Below are 23,834 nucleotides of genomic sequence, written 5' to 3' on the forward strand. Positions count from 1 at the left end.
ACGCGGCGTTTCGGTTCCCGCAGGGCCTGGATATGACTTGGATCAAAGCACGGACAGCTACGCGCGCTTAGGGTGCCGCTGAACACATATCTATGCGCAAGGAGACCTGTCATGTGGTTGCTCGCAAGCTTTCTGAATATCATCATTGGCACGACGCTGGCCGGCATCGGCGTCATCATCGCCTTGGTCGCGGGCTATGACGGCATGACCGGGGTTTTTACCGGTGCTGTGGTCGGTTTCATCATCAGCCTTCCGGTGACCTGGCTGATCGCCCGTCAGATCATGTCGATGAGGGGCGGCCAAACAAATTGACAGGGTTGGGGCCTTGTATACCATGATCGCTATGTGAAATGTGCCGCAGCACAACATGGCGGCCCGCAGATATGAGGGACATGATGCGAAACCTGACCAAATCCAAACTTGGCATTGCGGCAGGTGCCGCGCTCACCCTGCTGTCGGCAGCCCCGGCTTTGGCTGTAGAGGCCAAGATTTACGCCTATCCGTCACATGAGAATTACTGCTCGGCAGGTCTTCAGCCGGTCACGACGTCGGGAGAGATTTCCTGCGGCGTGCCAAATCAGCATCAGACGTACCAGCAGGTCATGAAGCATCCGGCGCAACGTGTGCACCACCGGCACGCTGACTACAGCGCGCGCCCTGCTTGCCGGGAAGGCGAAAAGGGCTGCTCCTGAGCGATGAACCTCACGGCAGTGCAGCGCCGGGGCGGACAGTTAAGTTAGATCGGGCGCAGTGAGGACTGCGCCCTTTTGCGTGGCGAGGCACTTTCCATCAGGCGCTGTCACCTCGTAATGATTGCCGCCGGGCACGGAACACCCGATTGAGCACCCGGACGTGAAAACCGCCCCCGCCGAGCGAGGCAGGAGCGGTTTTCGAACAATGGTTCTCAGATCAGGCTGCGGTTTGAACGGGCGGAGGTCAGTCCCTCTTGGGCTCGGCTGACTTGTTGGGTGTTGGCGCAGATCCGGATGTCGGCGCAGGGTCGGCCGCTTTGCCCTTGGGGTTCAGGGGGTCGTCCTGACGCTGAACCGAACCCTCGAAATGAGCACCGGATTCGATGGCGATGGTCTTGTGGATCACGTCACCCTCGACGCGGGCCGTTGAGGCCAGACGCACCTTGAGGCCGCGCACGCGGCCAACGATGCGGCCATTGATGACAACATCATCAGCAATGACTTCGCCCTTGATGGTCGCCGTCTCGCCGATGGTCAAAAGGTGCGCGCGGATGTCGCCCTCAACCGTGCCTTCGACCTGGATGTCGCCCGTTGTCTTCATGTTTCCGGTCACATGCAGGTCCGAAGACAGTATGGACGTGGGCGGCTTGGCCTTGGGCGCGGCTGCCTTGTAATCGCCAGAGTGCGCTGCGGGTTTGGGCGCGTCCTGCGGCTTGTCATGGCCTGCCGACTTGGCCGGATCGGCCTTTTGCGGGCTAGGGTCGTTGATTTTGCTTTTAGAAAACATCTCTCGCAGCCTTGATATATGTCATTGGATTGACGGCATCGCCGTTAACGCGAACCTCATAGTGTAGATGGGTGCCGGTCGACCGTCCAGAGTTTCCCATATCACCAATATGGTCTCCACGCGATACCCTTTGGCCTTTTGTCACCCGGATTTTTGATTGATGCGCATAGCGCGTCTCAACGCCGAAGGCATGCTTGATCTTGACCAGCCGGCCATATCCTGACTGCCATCCTGCATGGGTGACGACGCCATCTGCCGTGGCGTAGATGGGCATGCCGGTTGGTCCGGCCATGTCCGTGCCCGCATGTAAACGGCCCCAACGCTTGCCAAAGCCCGAGGTGTAGCGAAACGCGCCCTTGAGGGGCAGGGCGAATGGCGCCTTCTCGGCAGCGATTCGGTAAAGGTTCAGACGATCCATCTGGTTGAGGATGCCGTTGGCGCGTTCGGCATCCGGTGACGGCTGTTCGCTGCGGGTCGAAAAGCTGAGCGGCATGAGCGGGCCGCCCTGGCCGGAATACCCCTTGCGGACGGTGTCGAGCATGGTCTCGGTATTCATGCCCGCGGCGCTAAACATCTTGTCCAGCGGCTCGACCGAGATGGTCATCGCGTCCTCGAGCTGGCGGAAAATCTGGTCGTTCTGGTCCTGCATCAGCCGGATCTGCTGCTGCATCTCGTCCGCCTGCAGAAGGGCGTCCTGTGCGTCGGCGCTGATCTGGTCACGCTCGGCGGCGGTATCGGCCAGCGCGGCGGTCAGAAAATCGACCGGGCTTGCGCCTGCATCCTCGTCCTCGGCGAGAGGGCCGGCGCTGCCGGAATTCTCGAGCTGTGCGGTCAGCGTCTCGCTCTGGCCGCGGGCTGCGTCACGTTCTTGCATTGTGCGGCGCAGGGTTGCCTGGATCACGCCGATGCCGGTCTCCATCTCGCGGCGGCGCGTTTCGGAGGCGAGAAGCTCGGACTGCATCACCGAGATCTGCTCGAGCGCGGTATTGAACCGTTCCTGGGCCTCGCGGGCCTCGGCCGCGCGCTTGTCCCGTTCGCTGCTCAACTCGTTGAGGCGTTGTTCGTAGGTGCGCTGGTCGCGCTTGGCCTGCTCGCGAAAGTTGCCGGACCCGATGCTGTCCATAAGCAGGATGGCGGTGGCGATGATGGCCCAACCGACAATCAGCGTCGCGCCCGAGAAGGCAATCAGCTGTGTCGCGGGCCGAAGCCGCATGAAGCGTGTGTCGGTGTCGGACCGCAGGAAAACCCTGCGCTCTGGAAAATGTCGCTCAAGAAAAGCGTGCGTTGCGATTGCGATACGTGTGCGCAAATGTCCCGTCCCCAATTGTCCCGATCCGTTCCGTCCCTCGCGCGCATCATTGAGTGGTCGTGCAGCGCCTTGGGCACGTGATTAGACAGCGCGGTCCGATGGGGCAACTCTTTTGCGCCCTTATATGATCAAATGAGGGCAAAGGCGCTATAAACGGCAGATTATTGCCGATCTGCAAAGAGTTGAGCGGGGTTCTGCAAGTAATCCCTGCGCCGAGATGACGCAGTTGGTTGCAAAAAGGGCCCGAGGCGTCGCTGCCGCGCCCGCCCGGAGCTGCGGCTGGTTTGTCGTGCGATTTCGGGTATTTTCGGCGGTGGCAAGGCGAAACCCCACTCGGTAAAGGCTCTTCTCAGCAAGGCTTTCGTCGGCGGGCATATCGGCTGACAGGAGGCCAGATGACAGACTATCCGATCATCGCGCTCTGGGCGCATCCACGCTCGATGTCGACGGCGACCGAGCGCATCATGCGCGAGCGCGGCGACCTCGACTGCGCGCATGAGCCGTTCATGTATGACTATTATGTGCATCGCCGCGCCCGGTGCATGCCGAATTTCGAGGTCCAGCCGGATCATCCCGTGGCCTATGCGGATATTCGCGCCATGCTGCTCAAACGGGCCGAGGCGGGGCCGGTGTTCTTCAAGGACATGGCCTATTACGTGACGCCCTACCTTGATGAGGACAGGGGCTTTCGCGATCGGCTGCGCCATGCCTTTCTGGTGCGCGATCCGCGCGCGGCGATTGCGTCCTATCATCGGCTCGATCCGGGGCTGACCAAGGAGGAGGTCGGCATCGCGGCGCAATGGCAGCTCTACCAGCACCTCGAGGCAGCAGGGTGCGCGCCCGCGGTGCTGCGGGCCGAGGACATCCGGGCTGATCCGCACGGCATGATGCACGCTTTCTGGCACGCCGTGGGATTGCCGGATGCGCCACATGCGCTGGACTGGGCCGGACCGCCGCCGGACGATTGGGAGCAGGTGGGCTCGTGGCACGAGGCGGCCAGCACCTCGGAGGGCATTCGCCCGATGCCCCCCGATCACGCGGCGCGTGCCGCCTCCAAATTCGAGACGGCCGCCGCCGGTGCGCCGCATTTGCACGACTATCTGGCCGCCCATCTGCCCGCTTACGAGGCGCTCGCGGCGCGGGCGCTGAAACCGGCGCCGCCCGCCGTCTGAGACGGCTGGATTACAGCGCGCGCACGGCCTCCAGCACCTCTTCGGCGTGGCCAGGCACCTTGACCTTGGGCCAGACGCGCGCGATGCGCCCGTCCGCGCCGATCAGGAACGTGCTGCGCTCGATCCCGAGAAAGGTCTTGCCGTACATCTTTTTCTCGGTCCAGACGCCGTAGTCCTCGCAGGTTGTGCCATGCTCGTCGGAGGCCAGCATCACCTTGAGGTCGTGCTTGTCCGCGAATTTCTCGTGCTTGGCGACGCTGTCCTTGGATATGCCGATGACCTTGGCGCCAGCCGCCTCGAACTCGGGCAAAAGACTGGTAAAGGCGATCGCCTCATTCGTGCAGCCGGGCGTGTCGTCGCGCGGGTAAAAGAAGAGCACGACAGGCGCACCGGCCAATGCGGTAAGCTGAATTTCGCCGCCGCCGCCCAAAGGGAGCGTGAAATCGGGGGCTTTGTCTGAAACATCGGGCATGTGTGATCCTTGGGTCTGACTGAGTTGTTGATATATTAGCGTTGCGCAAGCGATATGCAAAAGGCACGGCGCGATGCGCACCCGCCCAAGGATGAAATGAGCCAGCCAGACCCTGAAACCCCTTCTGAGCGGCAGGATGCGCCCGGCGCAACGCAGGCCGCGCGCCCTGCGGGCCGCCGTCGCCGTAGGCGGGGGCGCAAGGCCGGGCTTTGGTCCTTGCTCAGCGTGGCGGTTCTGGCGTTGGCCTGCGCGCTTTTCGTGCTGTCCTACCTTGGCACCCCGGTCGTGCTGCCCGACTGGCTGCGCACGCGCATCACCGAGCGGATCAACACGACGACCGGTGATTTGAACGTCGAGCTGGGCGAGATGGTTGTCGTCGTCGAGCAGGGCTGGACACCGCGCCTGGCGCTGAGGGATGTGACCTTGCGCGGGCCGGACCGGCGCGTCCTTGCCTCGCTGGCCGAACTTGGCGGAACCGTGGCGCTGCGTCCGCTGTTTCGCGGAGAGGTGCAGCCATCGCGGATCCGCCTGTCGGGCCTTCAGGTCAACCTGCGCCGCAATGATGCGGGCGGCGTGGGGGTGCAACTGGGCGGTGCGGCGATGCCGCGCGCCGCCGATGCGCCCGCGCCGCCGCGCGATGCAAGCGCGCTGATCGCGCAGATCGACCAGGCGCTGACGCGCCCGGCGATGGCATCGCTGCGCAGCATTCAGGCCGACAACATGACGCTACGCTATGAGGATGCGCGCACGGGCCGCGCCTGGACGATCGACGGCGGCAGTGTGGCCGCGACCCGTGAAGGCGCCAGCCTGCGCATGCGCGGCGACTTTACGGTGCTGGGGGCGCGATCCTATCCCAGTACGCTGGAGATGAGCTTTTCCAGCCGGATCGGCAGCAGCGCGGCGCAACTCGGCCTGAACTTCTCGGATCTGCCCGCCGGGGATCTGGCCATGCAATCGCCTGCGCTGACATGGCTGGATGCACTCGATGCGCCGATCTCGGGGGCTTTGCGCGCGCGGCTCGACGCGGACGGGCAGCTTGGCCCGCTCAATGCCAGCTTGCAGATCGGCAAGGGTGCGCTGCGCCCCACGGCGGGCACGGCCCCGATCGCCTTCGACGCGGTCAGCAGCTACTTCACCTATGATCCGGTGGCGCAGACCATCGCCTTCGAATCCTTTTCTATCGAGAGCAAATGGGTCACGGCGCGGGCCGAGGGTATCGCGCATATGATCGGCGGGCAGAGCGGCTGGCCGGACGAGCTTCAGGCGCAATTGCGTCTGAGCGACATCACCGCCGACCCTGCCGAACTTTATGACGCGCCCGTGGAACTGGATGGCGTAACGCTCGACATGCGGCTGCGGCTTGCGCCGTTTCGTCTGACCCTTGGGCAGCTCAGCCTGTCGGATCAGGGGCGTCATCTGGTGCTGAATGGCGATCTGCGCGGGGACGAGTCGGGATGGGATCTGGCGCTCGACGGGCGCATGGACAGCATCGACAAGGTGCGCCTGATGGAGCTGTGGCCCGAGGAAGCGGTGCCCAACACGCGCACCTGGGTGGCCGACAACATCACCGAGGCGCAGCTGAGCAATGTTCAACTGGCCGTCCGCTCACCGCCCAAGAACCGGGCGGATGTGTTCCTTGGTTTTGATTTCGATGGCATGAACGCCCGTTTCATGAAGCAGATGCCGCCTATTCAGGAGATGGCCGGCAAGGCGCAGCTCATGGATGGCCGCTTTGCCATAGCCGCCGACAGCGGCTGGATCGAGGCAGGAACGGGCGGACGCATCGACATTTCGGGCACCAGCTTCGCCGTTCCGGATGTCAACGTGAAGGAGGCCCCGGCCGAGGTCCATGTGCGCACCCAAAGCAGCATTACCGCCGCGCTGGCATTGATGGACAATGAGCCTTTTGAATTCCTGAGCAAGCAAGGACGTCCCGTCACGCTGGCCGATGGCACCGCAAGCGTCGAGGCGCGTCTGGGCTTCCCGCTCAAGAAGGAGTTGAAGACGCGCGATGTCGCTTATGACGTGACCGGCGATCTGAGGGATTTGGACAGCGATGTGCTGGTTCCGGGCCGCACGCTGAGTGCCGAGGCGATGACGCTGAGCCTGAACGATGACGGGCTTCGGGTCGCGGGAGATGGCCGGTTTGGCGGGGTGCCGTTCAGCGGGGCCTATACTGCGGCGTTGGGGCCGGACGCGTCTGGCAGCAGGGTCGAGGGCACCGTGACCTTCGATCAGGCCCTTGCCAATGAATTCGGCATCGACCTGCCGCCCGGCAGCCTGACGGGCAGTGCAGAGGTGGCGGTGACTGTCGATATGGCGCCGCGAGACGCCGAGGCAGATGGTGCAGGCAGCACGGGGCGCTTTGCGCTGACATCGGATCTGGCGGGGCTTGGCGTGTCGCTGCCGCAATTGAACTGGAGCCTGCCGCAAAGCGCGCGCGGGCGCCTCGAGGTGCGCGGCCAGTTGGGCCCGCCGCTTCAGATTGATGCGCTGACGCTGGATGCGCCGGGGCTTCAGGCGGATGGCCGGGTCAGCCTGAATAGTGCGGGCCAACTTGAGCGAGCTACCTTCTCGCGCGTGGCGCTCGGTGGCTGGCTGAACGCGCCGGTGACGCTGATCGGGCGGGGCCAGGGCGCCGCGCCTGGGGTCGAGGTGACAGGCGGCGAGGTCGATCTGAGGCGCGCGGACCTCTCGGGGATGGGCGCCACGGCGCGGGGCGGCCCGGTTTCCCTGTCACTGTCCCGCCTGATCCTGTCCGACGGCATCAGCATCGGCGCCTTCCGCGCCGAGTTGAATACGGCGACGGGAATCGACGGCACATTCTCGGGCCGCATCAACGGCGGCGCGGCCATTCGTGGGCAGGTCGTGCCACAGAACGGGCGCAGTGCGTTTCGCGTGGTGACCGATGATGCGGGCGGCGTCCTTGGTTCGGCTGGCCTCTTGAAGCAGGCGCGTGGCGGTGAGATGGAGTTGATCTTGATCCCGGCCGGCGCCCCCGGCACCTATGAGGGGCAGTTGAACGGCGGGGATATCTGGCTGACCGATGCGCCGGCGCTTGCCGAACTGCTGAGCGCGCTTAGCGTCGTGGGTCTCTTGGAACAGATGTCGGGCAACGGGATCCATTTCAGTGATGTTGATGCGCGGTTTCGCCTTGGCCCGGACCGCCTTGATCTTTACTCCAGCAGCGCGGTGGGCGCGTCGATGGGGATCTCGATGGACGGGTATTATTTTCTGGCGGACAAGCGGATGGACATGCAGGGTGTCGTCTCGCCGCTATATATCGTGAACGCCATCGGCGGGCTGTTTACCCGGCAGGGCGAGGGGCTGGTAGGGGTCAATTACACGCTCAAGGGTGCCGCAGCTGCGCCGCGCGTGTCGGTCAATCCTCTGTCGCTGTTGACACCGGGCATGTTCCGCGAGATTTTCCGCCGCCAGGCGCCTCAGCCGCCCGCCGCTGCGCCGCCCGGCGCGTCGCAATCCACCCAAGGCCCGCAAGAGGCCGAGCCGCCCGCTGAACCCCGGCAAGGCCCGGAGCGCGCCCCGCAGGGGCGCGGCGGCATCAACAGCCGGTAGCTTCTGCCTCGGCCCCAACAACAAGGCCGCGCGATGCAGCTCAGCGATTTTGATTACGACCTGCCCGAAGACCTGATTGCCGTGCGCCCCGTGCGTCCGCGCAGCGCCGCGCGCCTGCTGGTGGCGCAGGGGTCGGAACTGACCGACGCGCATGTGGGCGATCTGCCGGACTGGCTCTGCCGCGGTGACCGTCTCGTCCTGAACGATACGCGGGTCATTCCCGCGCGCCTGTCGGGCGTGCGGCGCCGCGCGGGCGCCGAGGGGCTGACCGAAGCGCGCATCGAGGTGACATTGCTTCAGCCCCGTGCCGATGGCTCCTGGAGCGCGCTGGTCAAACCGCTCAAGAAGCTGCGCGAGGGTGAGGTCGTCACCTTTTCGGACCAGCTGAGCGCGGCCCTGATCGCCAAGGAGGACGGGCAGGGCGTGATGGAATTCAACCTGACCGGCGATGATTTCGATGCGGCGCTGGCGGATGCAGGTGCGATGCCCCTGCCACCTTATATCGCCGCGCGCCGGGCCGCTGATGCCGCCGATGCCGAGGATTACCAGACCGTCTGGGCGCGCCATGCCGGCGCCGTCGCGGCGCCGACCGCGTCCTTGCATTTCGACGCACCGCTGCTCGACGCGTTGCGAGCGCGCGGCGTCGCCTTCACACATGTGACCCTTCATGTGGGCGCGGGCACCTTTCTGCCCGTCAAGGTCGAGGATGTGACCACCCACAAGATGCACGCCGAATGGGGCGAGGTCACTGCCGAGGCTGCCGCCGAGATTGCGGCGACAAAGGCCTCGGGTGGGCGCGTCATCCCCGTCGGCACCACCGCGTTGCGCTTGATCGAAAGCGCGGCAAGGGGGACCGGGGCCATCGCGCCATGGCAGGGCGAGACCGACATCTTCATCTATCCGGGCTTTGAATTTCATGTCACGGACGCGCTGATGACGAATTTTCATCTGCCCAAATCGACGCTGATGATGCTGGTTTCGGCGCTGATGGGCCAGGACAGGGTGCGGCAGATCTATGCCCACGCCGTCGACCGCCGGTACAGGTTTTTCTCCTACGGGGATGCATCACTGTTGATCCCGCGCTGAAACGCTGCCAAGGGCAGCGAGGACGGTGTGCGGCATCGAGTCGCGAGTGACGCAGACATCAAGCGCGGTTGCGGGGCAGATTGACCCGATCAGCCCCGCGGGAGGCACGATATGTTCAAGGTTCTGACGGGCGCATGGGCGCTTCTCTTCGGAATGATGCTCTTGCAGGTGGGCAACGGCATGCAAGGCACGCTGTTGGGCATCCGGGGCGAGATCGAGGGGTTTTCGACCTTTGCCATGTCGCTGGTGATGTCGGGCTATTTCGTTGGATTCCTCTTTGGCTCGCGCGTCGCGCCCGAGATGATCCGGCGTGTGGGCCACGTGCGGGTCTATGCGGCGCTGGGCTCGCTGATCTCGTCGATCATGCTGCTTTATCCGACATGGACGGACCCGTGGGCCTGGGGTGCGGCGCGCATCCTGATCGGCTTCTGCTTTTCGGGGGTCTATGTCACCGCCGAGTCGTGGCTGAACAATTCGGCCAGCAACGAGAACCGCGGCAAGGCCCTGTCGCTTTACATGATCGTGCAGATGATCGGCATCGTGTCGGCACAGGGTCTGATGATCGTGGCCGATCCGGGTGGCTTCATCCTCTTCATCATCCCATCGGTGCTGATCTCGATCTCCTTTGCGCCGGTGCTCTTGTCGGTCAGCCCGACACCTGCCTTCGAGTCCACCAAGCCGATGACCCTCTTGCAGATCTATCAGACCTCCCCCTTGGGCTGCGTGGGCATGTTCCTTTTGGGCGGTGTCTTTTCGGCGCAATTCGGCATGGGCGCGGTATATGGTGGTAAGGCGGGCCTGAGCGTTGTGGAAATCTCGGCGTTTGTTTCGGCCTTCTATATCGGTGCGATGCTGATCCAATATCCGCTGGGCTGGCTGTCGGACAAGATGGACCGCCGCCTGCTGATCATGGTGGCCAGCGCGGGCGTTGCGGTGGGTGCGGTCGCGGCGATGATCTTTGGCGGCTATTTCCCGATGCTTCTGGGCGCGGCGTTCATCGTGGGCGGGCTGTCTAACCCGCTCTATTCGCTGTTGATCGCCTACACCAACGACTTCTTGCAGCATGAGGACATGCCCGCCGCCGCAAGTGGCCTTGTCTTTATCAACGGTCTTGGCGCGGTTGCCGGTCCTGTCACGACCGGCTGGATGATGTCGGTCATGGGGCCGGGTGGATTTTTTCTCTATATTGCGATCCTTGGCGCCATGGTGGCGCTTTATGCCGGCTATCGGATGACACAGCGCGCAAGCATCCCCGTGGTCGACCCGGTCGAGGGCTATACGCCGGTCATGCCGTCCTCCTCGCCATTGGCCGTGACCTACGCGCAGGAATACGCGGTGGACGTCGCGCAAGAGGCCGAAGAAGAGGAGGCCGCACGCAATGACGCAGCGTGAGCGGAATGTTGCGTTTGAAGGAATACTTTACTGTTCATATTCGAAAATATGACGATAACGTAACATGAAGATGGATCAGGCATAAAAGGAGCTGACCTCACGTGACGGCACCAGAGGATGTTTTGAAGTTCTGGCTCGACGATGTCGGTCCCAAGGGTTGGTATGATCCGAGCGAGGGGCTGGACGCCGAGATCCGCGACCGCTTCGAGGGGGCGTGGAAAAGCGCGCGCAACGGCACCTATGGCCTGTGGCTGACCTATCCGACGGGCACGCTGGCCTACATCATTCTCATGGACCAGTTTCCGCGCAACATGTTCCGTGACACCGGGCAGGCCTTTGCAACCGACCGCTATGGCGTTGCCGCGGCCAAGGCCGCGATCGGACGCAAATGGGATGTCGCGATAGACGAGCCTGCGCGCCAGTTCTTTTACGTGCCGATGATGCACTCCGAGAACCTGTGCGATCAGGAGCGCTGCATCCGCCTGATCCACGAGCGGATGCCCGAAACAGGGCAGGCCCAGCTGCTCCATGCACGGGCGCACCGCGACGTGATCCGCCAGTTCGGGCGCTTCCCTTACCGTAATGAGGCGCTGGGGCGCAAATCCACACCTGCCGAAATCGCCTATCTCGAGGCTGGGGCTTATGGACATACTCTGCGGCAGCTCCAGCAAAAGGACGCTGCCTGATAACCGCGCCCATGCCATGGCGCGCCTGTCTGTAGGGACATCTACGGCCTCTGAACTCGCCAGCACATTTACGCCGCGTCCGGACCAGCCGGGGGCGGCGTTTTCGCGCGCGCAGATGCGTTGTGCCGGCGCACCGGGTGGTTTAGCATTGAACTAAATTCAGAATCCGGAGAAGCACATGGCCCCCAAATCCTTTGACCTGATCGTGATCGGCGCCGGTCCCGGCGGCTATGTCGCTGCCATTCGGGGTGCACAGCTGGGATTGTCCGTAGCCATCATCGAGCGTGAGAACATGGGCGGCATCTGCCTCAACTGGGGCTGCATCCCCACCAAGGCGATGTTGCGCAGCTCGGAAGTGTTTCACCTGATGCACCGCGCCAAGGAGTTCGGGCTGAAGGTCGAGAAGGTCGATTACGATCTGGACGCAGTCGTCAAACGGTCGCGCGGGGTGGCCAAGCAGCTGTCGGATGGCATCGGCCATCTGATGAAGAAGAACAAGATTACCGTCTTTCGCGGCGTGGCAAGCATGCCGGCCAAGGGCAAGGTCGCCGTCAAGATGGACAAGGGCGACGATGAGGAACTGACATCCAAGAACATCGTGCTGGCCACCGGGGCGCGGGCGCGCGAGTTGCCCGGCCTTGAGGCGGATGGCGATCTGGTCTGGACATATCGGGACGCGTTGCAGCCTGTGCGCATGCCCAAAAAGCTCTTGGTCATCGGATCTGGTGCCATCGGCATCGAATTTGCCAGCTTTTACAACACGCTGGGCGCCGATACGACCGTGGTCGAGGTCATGGATCGCATCCTTCCCGTTGAAGATGCCGAAATCTCGAAATTCGCCAAAAAGCAGTTCGAGAAGCAAGGGATGAAGATCCTCGAGAAAACCTCGGTCAAGAAGTTGGACCGCGCCAAGGGCAAGGTGACCGCCCATATCGAGGCGAACGGCAAGGTCGAGAAGCAGGACTTCGACACCGTGATTTCCGCTGTCGGTATTGTCGGCAATACCGAAGACCTTGGGTTGGAGGAGTTGGGCGTCAAGATCGACCGCACCCATGTGCTGACGGATGAATTCTGCCGCACCGGCGTCGATGGCCTTTACGCGATTGGCGATATCGCGGGCGCGCCGTGGCTCGCGCACAAGGCCAGCCACGAGGGGGTCATGGTAGCCGAGTTGATCGCGGGCAAGCATCCGCATCCGGTCAAGGCAACAAGTATCGCGGGCTGCACCTACTCCAACCCGCAGGTCGCAAGCGTCGGCTATACCGAGGCCAAGGCCAAGGAGCTGGGCCACGATATCAAGGTCGGACGCTTCCCGTTTATTGGCAACGGCAAGGCAATTGCGCTGGGCGAGTCCGAGGGCATGGTCAAGACGATCTTTGACGCCAAGACCGGCGAGCTTCTTGGCGCGCATATGATCGGCGCGGAAGTGACCGAGCTGATCCAGGGCTATGTTGTCGGCCGCCAGCTGGAGACGACCGAAGAAGATCTGATGAACGCCGTCTTCCCGCATCCAACCTTGAGCGAAATGATGCATGAGAGCGTTCTGGACGCCTACGACCGCGTCATCCACATGTAGGGCTGTCTCTTGCCGTCGCTGAACCGCATCGTCATGCAGCGGACCTCGCGCGAGTGGCTTGAGGCGCTGCCTCTGGCGGCGATGGATGCCGCCGAGATATCGGGCAAGCATGGACGGCGCTACGATTTCCAAAGCTACACGCGCTTTCGCCATCCCCAGTATGACGTTTGCGAGGGCCCGTTTCTTAGTGAGGACGGGCTGGTGCAGAAATTCGATATCATTCTGGCAAATCAGGTGTGGGAGCATCTGGACCGTCCCTATGCCGCCACCCGCAACGTCCTTCGCATGCTGCGGATCGGGGGGTATTTCTGGCTTGCCGTGCCGTTTTTTGTCCGCTTTCATGCCGCGCCACATGATTGCTCGCGCTGGTCGGCGCGCGGCCTTGGGAACCTTCTGATCGAGGCGGGCTTTGATGCTGGGCATATCAAGACGGGCCAATGGGGCAATCGGCAGGCGGCGGCGCGCAATCTTGAGGATAAATGGCCGCCTGATTACGATCCCGCGACCGACGATTTGACAAATGATCCCGACCATCCGATCTGCGCCTGGGCGCTGGCGCAGAAAGTCTGACTGCGCGTTCGGGCTGCGTTCTCTATCCGTTCGCAAATCAGGGTTGGAAGCGCGCCATGCATACACTATCTGTATGGCGTCAACCTTGGGGGCATCATGGCCGAGCTAAAGAATATCGAAGTCCGCGGTGCGCGCGAGCATAACCTCAAGAACATTGACGTGGATATTCCCCGCGACCAACTGGTTGTGATCACGGGTCTTTCTGGTTCGGGCAAATCCAGCCTCGCCTTTGATACGATCTATGCCGAAGGGCAGCGGCGCTATGTCGAATCGCTGAGCGCCTATGCGCGCCAGTTCCTCGACATGATGCAAAAGCCCGATGTCGATCATATCAGCGGGCTGTCACCGGCCATCAGCATCGAGCAAAAGACGACATCCAAGAACCCGCGTTCGACCGTGGGCACCGTGACCGAGATTTATGACTATCTTCGGCTTCTCTTTGCCCGCGCCGGCACGCCCTATTCGCCGGCCACCGGCAAGCCGATCGAGGCGCAGCAGGTGCAGGACATGGTGGATCGCATCATGGGCATGGAGGAAGGCACGCGCGCCTATCTCCTTGCACCCATCGTGCGCGACCGCAAAGGGGAATATCGCAAGGAATTTATTGAGCTGCGCAAGAACGGATTTCAGCGCGTCAAGGTGAACGGTGAGTTCTATGAGTTGGACGAGCCGCCGACGCTGGACAAGAAGTTCCGCCACGATATCGACGTCGTGGTCGATCGTCTGGTGGTCAAGGATGGCCTGGAGACGCGGCTGGCCGACAGCCTGCGCACCGCGCTGGATCTGGCCGATGGCATTGCCGTGCTGGAAACCGCGCCGGCCGAGGGCGAGCCCGAGCGCATGACGTTCTCCGAGAAATTCGCCTGCCCTGTCAGTGGTTTCACCATCCCCGAGATCGAGCCGCGCCTCTTTTCGTTCAACGCGCCTTTCGGGGCCTGCCCGGTGTGCGACGGCCTCGGTGTTGAGCTCTTCTTTGACGAGCGACTGATTGTGCCCGATCAGAACCTCAAGATCTTCGATGGCGCGCTGGCGCCATGGCGCAAGGGCAAAAGCCCCTATTTTCTGCAGACGATCGAGGCGATTGCCAAGCACTACGAATTCGACGTGAAGACCAAGTGGAAGGATCTGCCCGCTCATGTGCAACAGGTTTTCCTGCATGGCTCGGGCGAGGATGAGATCGCGTTTCGCTATGACGAGGGGGGGCGTGTCTACAACGTCAGCCGCGTGTTCGAAGGGGTGATTCCCAACATGGAGCGCCGTTATCGCGAAACAGACAGCTCCTGGGTGCGCGAGGAATTCGAGCGCTATCAGAACAATCGCCCTTGCGGCGCCTGCGACGGCTATCGCCTGCGTGAAGAGGCACTGGCGGTCAAGATCGGGGGCTTGCACGTGGGACAGGTCGTTCAGATGTCGATCCGCGAGGCGCTGGATTGGGTGACCGACGTGCCCGAAACGCTCAGCAATCAAAAGCAGGAGATCGCCCGCGCCATCTTCAAGGAGATCCGCGAGCGGCTGGGATTTTTGAACAACGTGGGCCTCGAATATCTGACACTCAGCCGGAATGCGGGCACCTTGTCGGGTGGCGAATCGCAGCGCATCCGCCTTGCCAGCCAGATCGGCAGTGGCCTGACCGGCGTTCTCTACGTGCTGGACGAGCCCAGCATCGGCCTGCACCAGCGCGACAATGACCGTCTGTTGCAAACACTGAAAAACCTGCGCGATCAGGGCAATACCGTGATCGTGGTCGAACATGACGAAGAGGCGATCCGCGAGGCCGACTATGTCTTTGACATCGGCCCCGGCGCGGGCGTTCACGGCGGGCAGGTGGTCAGCCACGGTATCCCCTCGGCGGTCGCCGCCGATCCCAATTCGATCACCGGCCAGTATCTTTCGGGCGTGCGCGAGATTGCCGTCCCGGCCAAGCGGCGCAAAGGCAATGGCAAGAAACTGAAGGTGGTCAAGGCGACTGGCAACAACCTGAAAGACGTCACGGCCGAGTTCCCCTTGGGAAAATTCGTCTGCGTGTCGGGTGTGTCGGGCGGCGGTAAATCGACGCTGACCATCGAGACGCTTTTCAAGACGGCGTCGATGCAGCTGAATGGCGCGCGCCAGACGCCCGCACCCTGCGAGACGATCAAGGGGCTCGAACATCTGGACAAGGTGATCGACATTGATCAGCGTCCCATCGGGCGCACGCCTCGGTCGAATCCTGCAACCTACACCGGCGCCTTTACCCCGATCCGTGACTGGTTTGCCAATCTGCCCGAATCCAAGGCACGCGGTTACAAGCCGGGGCGGTTTTCCTTCAACGTCAAGGGCGGGCGCTGTGAGGCCTGTCAGGGGGACGGCGTCATCAAGATCGAGATGCACTTCCTGCCCGATGTCTATGTGGAATGCGAGACGTGCAAGGGAGCGCGCTACAATCGCGAAACCTTGGAAATCCGCTTCAAAGGCAAGAGCATAGCAGACGTTCTTGATATGACGGTTGAAGACGCTCAGGAGTTTTTCAAGGCGGTGCCGAGCATCCGGGAGAAGATGGACGCGCTGGTGCGCGTCGGGCTGGGCTATATCAAGGTGGGCCAGCAGGCGACGACCTTATCGGGCGGTGAGGCGCAGCGCGTCAAACTGTCCAAGGAGTTGGCCAAGCGCAGCACGGGCCGCACGCTTTATATTCTGGATGAACCGACCACGGGCCTGCATTTCGAGGATGTTAAAAAGCTGCTCGAGGTGCTGCACGAGCTGGTCGACAGCGGCAATACCGTCGTGGTGATCGAGCATAACCTCGATGTCATCAAGACAGCCGACTGGATCATCGACATCGGCCCCGAGGGAGGGGATGGTGGCGGCGAAGTGGTGGCCGTCGGCACGCCTGAGAAGGTGGCGGAGGAACCGCGCAGTCATACCGGTCATTACCTCGGGCCGATGCTCCGCCCGCGAAAGGTGGCGGCGGAGTAGCTGCAAAAGGGCGGGGACGGCGTATCGGGCCGGATTGCTACGCTCGCCAGTCTGCCATCGCTTACCCGTGCCTTTCGTCGCGAACCACGCCTTGGCCGTTGCCAGATCGGCAGGTCGTCCAAGGACATAGCCCTGCGCCAACGGCACCCCAAGCGCTTGAAGTGTCACCAACTCGGCCTCGGGTTAATCCCGGCGGCGATGATGGCCGCGTCGATCTCGACCGCAAAGCGCACCAGCGCCGCGCTGAGCGAGAGGCGTTGATCGATAGATATGTGTGTGGGGGAGGGCAATTCCGTCAGGGCCCTCAGTGATCATTATACCTGAGCTTTGAAAAATGGTGCCTCAGCGTAAACCCGGAGTGATGAGCAAATCCTTGCGCTGCCTCAAATATCTCGCGCGACTTCGTTCGCCTGTCGATGTGGTGCGCCTGGCAGGGATCAGGTTGCCTCTGGCGCAGGCGTGCGCGGCTTGACCTTTGTGTCGCCCAGAAAATGTCCCAGGGCGCGCATCCCTTCGACCTCATCGCAGATGATCTTGATCACGATCAATATGGGCACCGCCACGACCATCCCGACGACCGACCAGATATAGGCAAAGAATGCGACGACCAGAAAGAGGATGGGCGTGTTGAGCTGCATCCGGCGCGAAATCGCGAGCGGTGTCACGATCTGCCCCTCGATGGAGGTCAGTGTCATGTAGGTGACGAGGACGCCGGCCGCCTGCCAGCCCGTGCCAAGTGACACAAAGGCAACAAGCGCCGCAACAAGCGCCCCCGCAACGGCCCCGAGAAACGGCACGAAGTTCAGCGCAAAGCCCATGACACCAAGGGCGATGGCATTTGGCACACCCCAGAGGTACATCGCCACACCGATCGAGACGCCAAGCCCCGCGTTGATGATGGCGATGCCGCCCAAGTACCGGCCCAGCCGATCTTCGATCGTCTTTATGATTTCGACCGCATGGCGCTTGTCCGTCAGCTTGGGCAGGCTTTCGACGGTGCGGCGGGCAAAAAAATCGCCCGATCCGATGAGGAAAAAGGTGAGGAATATCGAGAAAACCACCTGACTCATGACCTTGGGGGCCATGCTCAGGATGGTGACGGAGGTCGATCTGTCGGATACGACTTCGACTTCCATGGTCCGCTTCCCCTTGCTGTCTTCCACCGCGTCGTCCAGGGCCTGGGCGGCCTCGTTGACCTTTGCCAGCGCACCTCCGCCCTCGCCAAGCTTGGTCTGCACCTCGCCAACGAGACGCGGCATATCGTCGATCAGATTGGCGACGGGCGCGGCAAACCATGCGATGGCGATGCCAACGCCGACGATCAGAAACGAGGTGAACAGCGCGGCAATAGCCATGCTGGGCATGCCCAGTTTCTCAAGCGCGCGCCGGGGGCGACTGAACACGAAATACGACAGGATGGCGGCAGTGACTGGAACCAGAAAATCCGCCGCAGCCACGAGGGCTGCCACGAACGCGATGATGAACATACCGCAAAGTGGCACGTATATGCGTTTCTGCGCTGTCACTTGATGGTGCCCCCCGCCTGGGCGCGCCCACTACGCTCCAGAACAGATACAACGCCGGTTCGCGCCGATAGGTTCCTCTTTGCGCGCCTGCGGCATGGGCCGCAGAGGCACAAAGTGGGTGCAAAGCGGGGCTAGCCGCGCCCGCGGGCGGCAAGGCGGGGCAACATGGCGCTGAAATCGCGGCCTCGGCCGTCCTCGTCCTCGACGAATTGCGCATAGAGCGCGCGCGCCGCCGTTCCCAGCGGGGTGTCGGCATCGACCGTCTCGGCGGCTTGCTGGGCAAGGGTCAGATCCTTGAGCATCAGCTCGGCGGCAAAGCCGGGGGTGTAATCGTTGTCCGCAGGGCTTTTGGGACCGACACCTGGCGCGGGGCAGTAAGCGTTCATCGACCAGCTGTAGCCCGAGGAGGTGCTGACCACGTCGAACATCGCCTGACGGTCAAGGCCCAGCTTGTCGGCCAGCGCAAAGGCCTCGCAGGTGACGACCATGGTCGCGCCGAGGATCATGTTGTTGCAGATCTTGGCGGCCTGGCCGTTGCCCGAGGGGCCGCAATGCACGGCCTTTTGCCCCATGATGTCGAAGAGGGGCCTTGCGGTGGCAAAGCCCGCCTCATCGCCGCCCACCATGAACGTCAGCGTGCCGCCCGCTGCGCCGCCAATCCCGCCCGAGACGGGGGCGTCCAAGGCCGACAGGCCGGCATGCTGGGCGTCTTCGGCAACGGCGCGGGCGCTGGCCACATCGACGGTCGAGCAATCGAGAAAGACGGCTCCGCGTGTCATCACCGGGATGATCTGGGCGGCAACGCTCCGCAGGATGTCGCCATTCGGCAGCATGGTCAGAACGACTTCGGCGCCGGTGGCGGCCTCCTCGGCGCTGGCGGCGGCGACCACGCCCTCTGCATTGACGCCCGCCGGGTCGAAACCGGTCACATCATGGCCGGCCGCCGCCAGATTGGCCGCCATCGGCCCGCCCATATTGCCCAGCCCGATAAATCCGATCTTCATGTCATGCCCTCTTGAATGGTTGTCGTTGGCGACAGAATAGACCTTTCGTGCAAGCAGGGGCAATGGAGGGCAGGGGGCGGAATGCGTCCAAGGTTACATGATGCGGAAAACGGATGTCTCGCGCGCTCTATAGCCCATCGTGGAACTCTTCGATCAGGTTTGCCACGACCGCACGCAGGGCCCCTTCGCGGTCTTCTCCGCTGGTGGCCGCCGCCTCGAAGACGCGGCGCTGGCGGTCGGCGCTGGTGCCTTGCGCCGCGATGATGCGCGCGCGCTCCACCTCGCTGGCGGAGCCGAAATGCGCGGCATCCTCGGCAAGAAGCTCGACCAGTTCGTCCACCAGCATCTGCATGGGGACAATCTCGCCACGGCCGAAATCAATCAGCCCCTCGCGCACGCCATAGCGCTGCGCGCGCCAGCGGTTCTCGGATATGAGGAAGGTCTCGTAGATGCGCCAGCGCTGGTTCTTGATCGACAGCCGCCACAGCATCCGCGCGAGCGCCTGTGTCAGTGCGGCCAGCGTCAGGGCATCCTCCATACGGGGCTGAACATCGCAGATCCGCGTCTCGATCGTCGGGAATTTCGACGACGGGCGCAAATCCCACCAGATCTTGGAGGCATCCTCGATCACGCCCAGATCCGTGAGCGCGCCCGTCGCACGCTCGTATTCGCCAAAGCTGCTCATGCGGGGCGGCAGGCCGGTGCGGGGCAGGTTGTCAAAGACCGTCAGGCGGTAGCTGTCGAGGCCGGTATCGTGGCCCTGCCAGAAGGGTGAGGAGCAGCTGAGCGCCAGAAGATGCGGCAAGAAGTAGCTGAGCTGGTTCATGAGGTCGATGCGCCGGTCAGGTTCGTCCACAGCGACATGCACATGCATCCCGCAGATCAGCATGCGTCGCACGACACCGGCAAGGTCGTTCGACAGGCTGTTGTAGCGCTCCTTGTCCGTGTGCGTCTGCTCGCGCCAGCGCGAGAAGGGATGACAAGCGGCCGCAATGGGCGCGAGGCCGAACCTGTCCGCCTCGCGCGCTATGCACCCGCGCAAGCGGCGCAGGTCGTCGCGGGCTTCTGCAATGGTGGCGCAGACCTTGGTTCCGATCTCGATCTGGCAGTTGAGGAATTCCGGGCTGACCTGATCCTCAAGCTCGGCACGACACGCCTCCATCAGCGCATCAGGCGCCTCGGTCAGCGCCATGGTCTCCTTGCTGACGAGGAGGTATTCCTCCTCGATGCCGATGGTGAAATCGGGCTCGTCCAGTGCCATGCGCGCCTCCTGCTCAGGGGGCCAGCAAAGCGTAGGTTCGCCGCGGTGCCAAGGAAATTCGGAGTTTACCCGGCCAAATGCCGCCGGAACGGCGTTTGGCGCCCGGAGGTCTGTCCGGGCGCCAATTCAATATCAATCCGCAAGCTTGAAGTGGAACTCGCCACCTTCCTTGATGCCCGAGGGCCAGCGCGACGTGACGGTCTTGGTCTTGGTGTAGAACTTGAACGCGTCGGGGCCGTATTGGTTGAGATCGCCGAAGGCTGATTTCTTCCAACCGCCAAAGGTATAATGCGCCAGCGGCACGGGGATGGGGAAGTTGATGCCGACCATGCCGACTTGGACGCGGTTCGCGAAATCGCGCGCCGCATCGCCATCGCGGGTAAAGATCGCGGTGCCGTTGCCCATCTCGTGGTCGGACGCCAGTTTCAGCGCCTCTTCATACGATCCTGCGCGGATCGTGGTCAGGACGGGGCCGAAGATCTCCTGCTGGTAGATATCCATGTCGGGCGTCACCTTGTCGAAGAGGTGCGGCCCGATAAAGAAGCCGTCTTCATACCCTTGCAGGCTGAAGCCACGGCCATCGACGACCAGTTCGGCGCCTTGATCGATTCCCGACTGCACCATGCCCTCGATCCGCTTTTTCGCCTCGGCGGTCACGACGGGGCCGTAATCCATCTCGGTGTCGGATGTGTAGGGGCCGACTTTGAGCTTTTCGATGCGCGGCACCAGCTTTTCGATGAGGCGGTCGGCGGTTTCCTCGCCCACGGGCACCGCGACCGAGATCGCCATGCAGCGCTCGCCCGCCGCGCCATAGCCAGAGCCGATCAGCGCGTCGGCGGCCTGGTCGAGGTCGGCGTCGGGCATGATGATCATGTGGTTCTTGGCACCGCCAAAGCACTGCGCGCGCTTGCCGTTCGTGCAGGCGCGCCCGTAGATATACTGCGCGATGGGCGTCGAGCCGACAAAGCCGACAGCCTGGATCGTGTCGTTGTCGAGGATCGCGTCGACCGATTCCTTGTCACCGTTGACGACCTGGCAGATGCCATCGGGCAGGCCCGCCTCGGTCCAGAGTTCGGCCAAAAGGAGCGGGCAGGAGGGGTCGCGCTCGCTCGGCTTGATGATGACGGCGTTGCCTGCGGCAATCGCGGGGCCCATTTTCCACATCGGAATCATGGCCGGAAAGTTGAATGGCGTGATGCCCGCAACCACACCCAGCGCCTGACGCATCGAATAGATGTCGATGCCCGTCGAGGCATTGCCGGAATACTCGCCCTTGAGGAAATGCGGCGCGCCGATGCAGAATTCGATCACCTCCATGCCGCGCTGCACATCGCCCTTGGCGTCGGGGATGGTCTTGCCATGCTCGCGGCTGATGGCCTCGGCCAGCTTGTCCATGTCGCGGTTGATGAGGCGCACGAACTCCATGAAGATGCGGGCACGTTTCTGTGGATTGACCGCTTCCCACTCTTTCTGCGCCTTGGCGGCGTCGGCAACAGCCTGATTGAGCTCGTCCACGCTGGCGAGCGGTGTCTTGGCCTGCACTTCGCCAGTAGCGGGGTTGTAGACGTCGGCAAAACGGCCAGACGTGCCTTTGACATGCTTGCCATTGATGTAATGCGTCAGTTCGGTGGTCATGAGAGCCTCCCTATTTCGGTTGAGCGCAGCATAGGCTTGCAGAATTGAGGCGAACAGGGGCAATGTTTCAAAGATGATTTGCGTTTATGCAAAGGTATCGGATGTGGAGGGTTGGCAGTGCAGCCGCAGTGGGACGATCTCAAGATATTTCTGGCCGTTGCACGCCACGAAAGCCTGTCGGCGGCGGGCCGCGTGCTCAAGATCGACCCGGCCACCGTCGGACGCCGCATCGCCCGGCTGGAGGAGGCGCTGCGCGCGCCGCTCTTTGCCAAATCGCCGCAGGGATATGCGCTGACGAACGAGGGCCAGCGCCTGATGGTGCACGCGGCGCGGGCCGAGCAGGAGATGACGGCCGCCTTCGAGGATCTGTCTGGCCATGGCGCGCAGCTGAGCGGGCAGATCAGGCTGGGCTCGCCCGATGGGTCGGCCAATTTCCTGCTGCCGCAGGTCTGCGCGCAGATCGTCGAGCAGAACCCCGACCTTGAAGTGCAGATCGTCGCATTGCCGCGCGTCTTCAACCTGTCGCGCCGCGAGGCGGATATGGCGATTGCCGTCAGCGCGCCCACCGCCGGGCGCCTGACCGTGCAGAAGGTGACGGATTATCGCCTCAGCCTTGTTGCGTCGCGCAATTATCTGCGCAGTGCCGCGCCCATCACGTCGCTGGACGACCTGCGCCATCACCGCATCGTTGGCTACATTCAGGACATGATATTCGACAAGGAACTGGATTACATGGCCGAGCTGGGCCTGCCGCCCGCGCAACTGGCCAGTAACTCCGTCTCGGTCCAGTTCAACTGGATCCGGCAGGGGGCGGGCATCGGCATGATGCACGACTTTTCGATTCCGTTCGGGCGCGGCATGGTGCGCGTGCTGCCAGATGAGATCAGCCTCTCGCGCAGTTTCTATCTGATCCGGCACGTTGATGATCGCCGCCTCGACAGGCTCAACCGCTTTGCCGAGGCGTTGGCATCGGGTATGCGCCGCGAGGTTGCGCGCCTTGAGGCGCAGCAGTGACGCATGCTTGACAGATGGCGCGGCGCCTTTACGCTGGGTAAGCCGGCAACTGGCCGGGCGGCAAAGCAGGAGGTGCCATCATGCTGGTTTCACAAATCCTCAAGGCCAAGGGGGACGCTGTCTTTACCGCGCCGCCGCAGACCTTGGTTTCGGAGGCCGTCAAAACGCTGGCGGCCAAGGGAATCGGCGTGGTCGTCATTACCTCCGATGAAACGACAGTGGTCGGCATCCTGTCCGAGCGTGACATCGTGCGCGCCCTTGCCGCGCGGGGGGCAGAGTGTCTGTCGATCAAGGTCGAGGACCTGATGACGAGCGATCCCTTCTGCGCGAGCCTCTCGGACACGGGCGAGCACGTGCTGGGCCAGATGACCGAGCGTCGGTTTCGTCACATGCCGGTGGTGCAGGATGGCAAGCTGGTGGGCATCGTCACGCAGGGCGACGTGGTCAAGGCACGGCTGGACGAGCTGGCGATGGAGAATGCGTCGATGCAGGGCATGCTGATGGGGCACTGACGCGGCCCCCGGCATACGCGCGTCAACATCGACCCAGAGGCTTTCCAGTTGCGGGCTTGCATTCCAGTGCTCCGTCGTGCTGATTACCTGAAAATTTGCAGACGGAGCCTCAGCAATGCGCATCGGCCTCTATCCCGGCACATTCGATCCGATCACGCTGGGCCATATCGACATCATCCGCCGCGCCAGCACGCTGGTCGACCGCCTCGTCATCGGTGTTGCGATCAATCGTGACAAGGGCCCTCTGTTTTCGCTCAAAGAGCGTGTTGCCATGATCGAGGGGGCGGCCGCCCGGCTCGATGTGACGGGCGGTGGACAGATCGTGGTGCATCCGTTTGAAAATCTGCTGATAGATTGTGCGCGCGACGTGGGCGCACAAGTGATCGTGCGGGGGCTGCGGGCGGTCGCGGATTTCGAGTATGAATTTCAGATGGTCGGCATGAACCGCGCGCTCGATGCGTCGATCGAAACGGTGTTCCTGATGGCCGATACCGGGCATCAGGCCATCGCGTCCAAGCTGGTCAAGGAAATCGCCCGGCTGAGCGGGGATGTGTCCAAATTCGTCACACCCGATGTGAACGCGGCGCTGGTCAGCAAGTTTCGGTGAAA

Annotated in this window: 20 protein-coding genes; 13 read left to right on the forward strand and 7 right to left on the reverse strand. The window is 62.9% G+C overall.

What is annotated here, in order from left to right; genetic code table 11:
* Positions 1-111: 111 nt before the first annotated feature.
* Both V8352_RS08870 and V8352_RS08875 read left to right on the forward strand, forming a co-directional pair.
* Complete coding sequence (locus tag V8352_RS08870; RefSeq protein ID WP_336423918.1) at positions 112-312, forward strand: CTP synthetase; 201 nt, start codon at positions 112-114, stop codon at positions 310-312.
* An 83-nt stretch (positions 313-395) separates the two neighbouring features.
* The gene (locus tag V8352_RS08875; protein WP_336423919.1) at positions 396-692 is read left to right on the forward strand and encodes a hypothetical protein; all 297 of its coding nucleotides are present in this window, start codon (positions 396-398) and stop codon (positions 690-692) included.
* A 244-nt stretch (positions 693-936) separates the two neighbouring features.
* Here the strand turns inward: V8352_RS08875 and V8352_RS08880 are convergent, their stop codons facing one another.
* Together V8352_RS08880 and V8352_RS08885 are read right to left on the reverse strand one after the other, a co-directional pair.
* Positions 937-1,479, reverse strand: coding sequence for a bactofilin family protein (locus tag V8352_RS08880; RefSeq protein WP_336423920.1), 543 nt, complete (start codon positions 1,477-1,479; stop codon positions 937-939).
* A complete protein-coding gene (locus V8352_RS08885) occupies positions 1,469-2,788 on the reverse strand; it encodes a M23 family metallopeptidase (protein ID WP_336423921.1) in 1,320 nt (439 codons plus the stop codon). Before V8352_RS08885 ends, V8352_RS08880 begins: the two co-directional genes overlap by 11 nt.
* Positions 2,789-3,183: 395 nt before the next feature.
* Here V8352_RS08885 and V8352_RS08890 point away from each other — a divergent pair, with 395 nt between their 5' ends.
* Positions 3,184-3,960: a hypothetical protein gene (locus tag V8352_RS08890; protein WP_336423922.1), complete on the forward strand. Its 777-nt coding sequence runs from the start codon at positions 3,184-3,186 to the stop codon at positions 3,958-3,960.
* 10 nt (positions 3,961-3,970) lie between these two features.
* On the opposite strand, the gene V8352_RS08895 is transcribed toward V8352_RS08890, so the two are convergent.
* The gene (locus V8352_RS08895) at positions 3,971-4,432 is read right to left on the reverse strand and encodes a peroxiredoxin (RefSeq protein ID WP_336423923.1); all 462 of its coding nucleotides are present in this window, start codon (positions 4,430-4,432) and stop codon (positions 3,971-3,973) included.
* Positions 4,433-4,486: 54 nt separating this feature from the next.
* Between V8352_RS08895 and V8352_RS08900 the strand changes: the two genes are divergently transcribed.
* The 7 genes from V8352_RS08900 to uvrA all read left to right on the forward strand — a co-directional run bounded on the left by V8352_RS08900 (position 4,487) and on the right by uvrA (position 16,273).
* Entirely contained in the window at positions 4,487-8,008 is a 3,522-nt protein-coding gene (locus tag V8352_RS08900; protein WP_336423924.1) for a YhdP family protein, read from the forward strand.
* A gap of 33 nt (positions 8,009-8,041) precedes the next feature.
* Positions 8,042-9,094, forward strand: a complete 1,053-nt coding sequence (gene queA / locus V8352_RS08905) for a tRNA preQ1(34) S-adenosylmethionine ribosyltransferase-isomerase QueA (protein WP_336423925.1) — start codon at positions 8,042-8,044, stop codon at positions 9,092-9,094.
* Between the two features lie 111 nt (positions 9,095-9,205).
* Entirely contained in the window at positions 9,206-10,486 is a 1,281-nt protein-coding gene (locus V8352_RS08910) for an MFS transporter (protein WP_336423926.1), read from the forward strand.
* 101 nt (positions 10,487-10,587) lie between these two features.
* Positions 10,588-11,172 (forward strand): DUF924 family protein, encoded by a 585-nt coding sequence (locus V8352_RS08915; protein WP_336423927.1) that lies wholly within the window; start codon positions 10,588-10,590, stop codon positions 11,170-11,172.
* Between the two features lie 178 nt (positions 11,173-11,350).
* Positions 11,351-12,748, forward strand: coding sequence for a dihydrolipoyl dehydrogenase (gene lpdA / locus V8352_RS08920; protein WP_336423928.1), 1,398 nt, complete (start codon positions 11,351-11,353; stop codon positions 12,746-12,748).
* 9 nt (positions 12,749-12,757) lie between these two features.
* Positions 12,758-13,318 carry a methyltransferase domain-containing protein gene (locus tag V8352_RS08925; protein ID WP_336423929.1) on the forward strand — a complete coding sequence of 187 codons (561 nt, stop codon included), beginning with the start codon at positions 12,758-12,760 and terminating at the stop codon, positions 13,316-13,318.
* A 96-nt stretch (positions 13,319-13,414) separates the two neighbouring features.
* Positions 13,415-16,273, forward strand: coding sequence for an excinuclease ABC subunit UvrA (gene uvrA / locus V8352_RS08930; RefSeq protein ID WP_336423930.1), 2,859 nt, complete (start codon positions 13,415-13,417; stop codon positions 16,271-16,273).
* Positions 16,274-16,710: 437 nt separating this feature from the next.
* Here the strand turns inward: uvrA and V8352_RS08935 are convergent, their stop codons facing one another.
* The 4 genes from V8352_RS08935 to V8352_RS08950 all read right to left on the reverse strand — a co-directional run bounded on the left by V8352_RS08935 (position 16,711) and on the right by V8352_RS08950 (position 21,699).
* The gene (locus V8352_RS08935) at positions 16,711-17,760 is read right to left on the reverse strand and encodes an AI-2E family transporter (protein ID WP_336423931.1); all 1,050 of its coding nucleotides are present in this window, start codon (positions 17,758-17,760) and stop codon (positions 16,711-16,713) included.
* Positions 17,761-17,930: 170 nt separating this feature from the next.
* Positions 17,931-18,803, reverse strand: coding sequence for a 3-hydroxyisobutyrate dehydrogenase (mmsB, locus tag V8352_RS08940; protein ID WP_336423932.1), 873 nt, complete (start codon positions 18,801-18,803; stop codon positions 17,931-17,933).
* A gap of 127 nt (positions 18,804-18,930) precedes the next feature.
* Positions 18,931-20,064: a carboxylate-amine ligase gene (locus V8352_RS08945; protein ID WP_336423933.1), complete on the reverse strand. Its 1,134-nt coding sequence runs from the start codon at positions 20,062-20,064 to the stop codon at positions 18,931-18,933.
* A 132-nt stretch (positions 20,065-20,196) separates the two neighbouring features.
* The gene (locus V8352_RS08950; protein ID WP_336423934.1) at positions 20,197-21,699 is read right to left on the reverse strand and encodes a CoA-acylating methylmalonate-semialdehyde dehydrogenase; all 1,503 of its coding nucleotides are present in this window, start codon (positions 21,697-21,699) and stop codon (positions 20,197-20,199) included.
* Positions 21,700-21,816: 117 nt separating this feature from the next.
* Between V8352_RS08950 and V8352_RS08955 the strand changes: the two genes are divergently transcribed.
* From V8352_RS08955 to coaD, 3 genes are all read left to right on the forward strand, one after another.
* Entirely contained in the window at positions 21,817-22,713 is an 897-nt protein-coding gene (locus V8352_RS08955) for a LysR family transcriptional regulator (protein ID WP_336423935.1), read from the forward strand.
* Positions 22,714-22,793: 80 nt separating this feature from the next.
* Positions 22,794-23,225 (forward strand): CBS domain-containing protein, encoded by a 432-nt coding sequence (locus V8352_RS08960; RefSeq protein WP_336423936.1) that lies wholly within the window; start codon positions 22,794-22,796, stop codon positions 23,223-23,225.
* Between the two features lie 115 nt (positions 23,226-23,340).
* On the forward strand, positions 23,341-23,832 hold the full coding sequence (gene coaD, locus V8352_RS08965; RefSeq protein WP_336423937.1) for a pantetheine-phosphate adenylyltransferase: 492 nt from the start codon (positions 23,341-23,343) through the stop codon (positions 23,830-23,832).
* The last annotated feature ends 2 nt before the right edge of the window (positions 23,833-23,834 follow it).

It is taken from the genome of Roseovarius sp. D0-M9 (assembly GCF_037083805.1).
Classification (GTDB): Bacteria; Pseudomonadota; Alphaproteobacteria; order Rhodobacterales; family Rhodobacteraceae; genus Roseovarius.